The 4,759-nt window shown below is 32.4% G+C and carries 6 protein-coding genes and 1 pseudogene; all 7 read right to left on the minus strand.

Features of this window, described 5'->3' with window-relative positions; genetic code table 11:
* Window positions 1-29: 29 nt before the first annotated feature.
* Window positions 30-176, minus strand: a pseudogene (locus ASE55_RS19785) (RHS repeat-associated core domain-containing protein); the annotation flags it as partial.
* A gap of 137 nt (window positions 177-313) precedes the next feature.
* Window positions 314-1,339: a PQQ-binding-like beta-propeller repeat protein gene (locus tag ASE55_RS02765; RefSeq protein ID WP_056215242.1), complete on the minus strand. Its 1,026-nt coding sequence runs from the start codon at window positions 1,337-1,339 to the stop codon at window positions 314-316.
* Window positions 1,336-2,310: an RHS repeat domain-containing protein gene (locus ASE55_RS02770; protein WP_128414480.1), complete on the minus strand. Its 975-nt coding sequence runs from the start codon at window positions 2,308-2,310 to the stop codon at window positions 1,336-1,338. Before ASE55_RS02770 ends, ASE55_RS02765 begins: the two co-directional genes overlap by 4 nt.
* A complete protein-coding gene (locus ASE55_RS02775) occupies window positions 2,253-2,684 on the minus strand; it encodes a hypothetical protein (RefSeq protein WP_056215248.1) in 432 nt (143 codons plus the stop codon). Before ASE55_RS02775 ends, ASE55_RS02770 begins: the two co-directional genes overlap by 58 nt.
* A gap of 16 nt (window positions 2,685-2,700) precedes the next feature.
* On the minus strand, window positions 2,701-3,105 hold the full coding sequence (locus ASE55_RS02780; RefSeq protein ID WP_128414481.1) for a hypothetical protein: 405 nt from the start codon (window positions 3,103-3,105) through the stop codon (window positions 2,701-2,703).
* Window positions 3,106-3,231: 126 nt separating this feature from the next.
* Window positions 3,232-4,152: an RHS repeat-associated core domain-containing protein gene (locus ASE55_RS02785; RefSeq protein ID WP_056215254.1), complete on the minus strand. Its 921-nt coding sequence runs from the start codon at window positions 4,150-4,152 to the stop codon at window positions 3,232-3,234.
* A gap of 145 nt (window positions 4,153-4,297) precedes the next feature.
* Window positions 4,298-4,759, minus strand: a 462-nt coding sequence (locus ASE55_RS02790) for a hypothetical protein (RefSeq protein WP_238584974.1), incomplete at its 5' end; no start/stop codon positions are given.

Genomic DNA, 4,759 nt, shown 5'->3' on the forward strand with positions numbered 1-4,759 from the left:
AGAGGCTGGAAGCAAAGTAAATAAAGAGACTAATGAGGATCTACTCCATACCAGATACTTAACCTCGGGTTATAATATCTTGCACCATAATAATACAACCCTGTATCTTCATCCAATTCCTTTGCATTGAACTTATATGGATTATTGTATGATCCGTCCATCTGCTCCAACATGGTTTCTCCGAATGGTAAATTTTAGGAAAAACTTACATTATTAAAACATTCGGATTAAGTCAATCCGAATGTTTCTATTTTTTTGTTAAGGAATATAATAATTTTGTTCTAAAAAAGATAGCAATTCAGCAATTCCCCAACTAATAAAGAAATTTAGTCTCGGTGTTAATTTTATATACACCTAACAAACCTTTAGGAGATTTTTGTATAAATTCTTTTTGGAAAGTAGATAAATCAATTCTATTTAAATTAAAATTTAGATCCTGAATATAAAGAAAGTTATCTAATGGGTAAATCTGGTTTCCACTTATATCATCTTCTTGACTGAAACTATAGATAATCTTGGATGATCTATTTTCAATATCAAATTCATTTAGTTTAGAATCGTAAGTATAATAGTATATTTTATTTCTATAATAAATAGGATTACACATTATTTCAAATTTAGATTCATGTTGATAGATTAATTTTCCCGTTTTAGCTTCTAATAACATAATTTCTCCCGTTTTATATGAGTCATTACTTCCCACAAAAATATACTTTCCTGCTACAATTAGGTTTGAAAAGGCTTCTGAATTTCTATTGATACTCCATACTTTTTCCCCAGACAAAATATTATATGCAACTACTGAGTTACAATTGAAATCTGCAACATAAAAATAATTAACATCATAAGTAATAGGACGTGGTGCATTATCTACACTACAATTTTGGTCTACATGTAATAATAATTCATACATTACTTTCCCAGAATTTGAATTTATAGCCACTATACCATAGGAATCTATACTGGCTATAATCATATCGTCGTTTACATACTGAAACTCTCTGACTCTGCCTTTAGTTTGTATTCTCCAAAGTATTGCATTTCTTTTATAATCTATACAAATGAAACTGTCATTTGATTCTGGAAAACATATTTTATTCTTATGTATTTTAGGTTCTGTAAAAGACTTGTCTTTAATTTTAAAGAAAAAAAGCATTTTATCAGTTTTTAAATCTTCGACTTTTATTGCATAGTCTTTATCTTTCCAATAAGAATAAATAAGCAAATTCTTCTTAGTGTCAATGTTTGCAATAAGAATATGACGCTCTAAATAGCGATTAACATTTGTTTCTTTACAAGAAAATAAAAACATTAGTATAATTGTGATTTTATTTATCATGGATTGTAACGTTGTATTTGATTTATTGGCATTGAACCACCTTTAGATTTCTCCCATGCTGGAACAGCTTTTTGCATTCCATGATTAAATCTATCTTTCCAGTTTGTAATATCACCTTTAGGATTAAAAATTAAATTCAATGGGACCCCAAATCCATATATTGATTCACCTTTAGCCATCTGTGACAAAGTACTTAAAGTTTCACTTGACTGTCTTTTGTAAATAGGTCCTACAATATCTCTTTGCTCAACAGTTAAAGTAGCTATATCCCAACTTTTCGCAGCTTCCCCTTTACGTATTCCGCCATTATACAGACCTCTTAATTTTGGGAAAACATTATCAAAAATCTCTTTATTACCATCTTGTGCAAATTGTTTAATCTCAGAACTCATAGCCCAATTTAACCAAGGATCTTCTGTTCCTGCCATTTGATTAGCTATAATATAAGCTGCTCCAGCCCATTTAGTTTCATATCCACGACTTTCTGTCTCAGTCTGGAACCATTTATAAAAAGCTGTACGTTGAACAATATTTGTATATTCTGAGGAACCATTTTTTTGTTGCAAATTATATTTGTTCGCATCTTTCCATACCTGAGTATTTGCTTCTCTATCTGATTTATGCCAATCACCTTTACCTAGTTTTTGATTATCAGGTAATTCTTTTTCTGGTGCCATACCACTGGGATCTGTATAAATAACTGGATTATCAAATGTATAAGCATATGGCGACCAGCTTGAATAGTTCTCCGCCAAAGGATCCACCCCATACCAAATACTCAATCTCGGATTATAATATCTAGCTCCATAATAATAAAGTCCTGTATCTTCATCCAATTCCTTTGCATTGAACTTATATGGATTATTGTATGATCCGTCCATCTGCTCCAGCATGGTTTCCCCGAATGGTAAATTTAAGAAAAATTGGGTTGCATCACCTTGAGAATTTGTAACAAATGTTGCGGTTCCCAAATGATCTCCGTGCAGATTAAATCCGGATGTTGCATTGTTTCTCTTAATTCTACAGAAACATTAKTACCAAGATCTGTTTGTTCAAGATACTTCTTAAAATCCGCTTCTGTATCGGCTTTCTTGTCAGCTTTATCTTCAGCTGTTTTGCTACTGTATAAAATCGAAGGATCYTCRAATCTTACAGCACCGTCCATCAGTCTGCTCGCAAATCTTTTTGAACCTTCAAAATAATGCTTCGTGTACTGCCCTGTAGAACTTACCGTTACATATGGATTTGGATAGAGTTTGTAATCAACCATTCTCAATTCATCAACCACTACAGGTGCTCCGTTCTGGTAAAGCTGTGTTGGTGCTTCCAGTCCGTATCTGATCACTCTTTCTCCTTTATCATCATAGGTATGATACTGATAAACTCATACGATCCTGCTCATCCCAAAACATTTTTCTTGTTCCGTTGATGTCAATATGACTTACAGCATTACCATCGAAATCATATTCAAATGATTCTGTATTACCTGTTGAGCCGTCATCTACTTTATCAAGCTTATGAGTTCCACCTATGTAGGCATAATTATTCTGATACGTATTTTCGGGTACAACAATCATATCTCTTTCATGATGTTGAGTCTTTTCTATAATTCCACCTACCTTGTTATACTTCATTTTAAGATTATATGTGGAATGTGCAAAATTAACAGAATGTACAGGCTGTTCTTCTTCACCTATGATGGTATCCCTTGTTCCTGTACCAACCAATCTATTCAATGTATCATAGTAGAAATCGAATTCCACCATTATCATCGTGCCATTTGTTTTCAATTTGAATAACTGAAGTATTACATTCGACAGGAGCGTTTTTACATCCTATCAAAATCAATGATAAAAAAATCATTAAGACAAAAAAACAATATTTTCTTTTCATTATTTAGACTTTATAATATTTGTAACTTCTCCAAGATATTTAGTATCACCAGAAAAGGCTGATACTGATGCTGAAACATCTTCTGGCCCAACTCCTAATCCATAGCTGTATCCATGATAAAGCAAAGACTTTTTCTGAAATGTCTTACCAGAGAACCAACCTCCTTTGCTCTTATATTCACCATCATAACTTTTAAACATAGAAACTCCTACAGGGCCTCCTCCGCCTTGAACTCCCTCAGCATAACCTTCCAATGTATTTAGTCTAAATTCTTTCAAAGAAATATCTGAGAACATAAGACTTGCTTGAATACCAGCTGATGCTTCAAAACCTTCCAAATTATTGGCAGTACCATATAGTCCTGCTTTCCCAGCATCCGGACCTTTAAGCATTAAAGCTACTGAAGCACTTAAACCAAATCCAGCACCTCCTGAAATATTTCCTCCCAAGCCTATTGATAATGCATCCGGATCCCCATGTAATGATGCCAATTCGTCAAATTTATATTTTCCAGAAATTCCTCTATAATTACCGTAGGTTCTTCTTTGAGATGTATCAGGGGCTAATGATATTCCGTGAAAAGGGTAAGGTGCGGAGATATTAACACTCATATTATATTTTTCAGATTTAATTCTCGCATACTCTTTATATTTTCCAGAAGATACATCATAAAGGTTAAAAATAATATCTACTGGACTTTTACCGTCAGGATCAACATATTTAATCGGATTATCAAAAGTATAATTGTAAGGTGACCAGCTTGGCATCTTTTCCGCCAATGGATCAACTCCATACCAAATACTCAATCTCGGATTGTAATATCTTGCTCCGTAATAGTAAAGGCCCGTATCTTCATCCAATTCTTTTGCATTGAACTTATACGGGTTCACATAAACGGTGGGTTCCTGCTGTTCCAGCATGGTCTCCCTGAAAAGGTAAAATTTAGGAAAAATCGCTACCTAACATTATAACAGAAAATTTACTTTCGAAAATGTAAAAATTTGAAAAATGTATTCTTGTAACATAAATCCATCATTACGGAGATAGATTTATATAAGTCTTTTTTTAGAAATCACCATACGCTTGACACCTTTCTCCTTTAAAAAAAAGTTCTTCCTTTTCTTGTATTAAAGAAGGTTTCTTCCATAAAAAAATCGAATCTCCCTGATATTTAATATTGAAAATACTAAAACTATTATTCTGCTCTAAATAGTCGATGGTTGCGGAAGGATACTTTTCTCTCACATCTTTTAGGAGAAAAACTACCCTTTCTTTTCCGTTAGATTCTTTATCTAGCGAATGTATTATTAATTTTTTTCCATCAAGGAGATTACAATAAGATTGATGATTAAATCTATAATCTTTGTCTGAATAACTACTATTCCTTTCTTTATAGTAATTCTTTTTGCCACTAGAGATTCTATATTCTAAATCAAAATCTTTATTGTCTACAGATGGATTTAAATACATATAAAAAATTAAAAATACTATAAGAGCAACAACTACTAAAAATATATATATCATATT

The organism is Chryseobacterium sp. Leaf201 (assembly GCF_001421435.1).
In the GTDB taxonomy this organism is placed as follows: domain Bacteria; phylum Bacteroidota; class Bacteroidia; order Flavobacteriales; family Weeksellaceae; genus Chryseobacterium.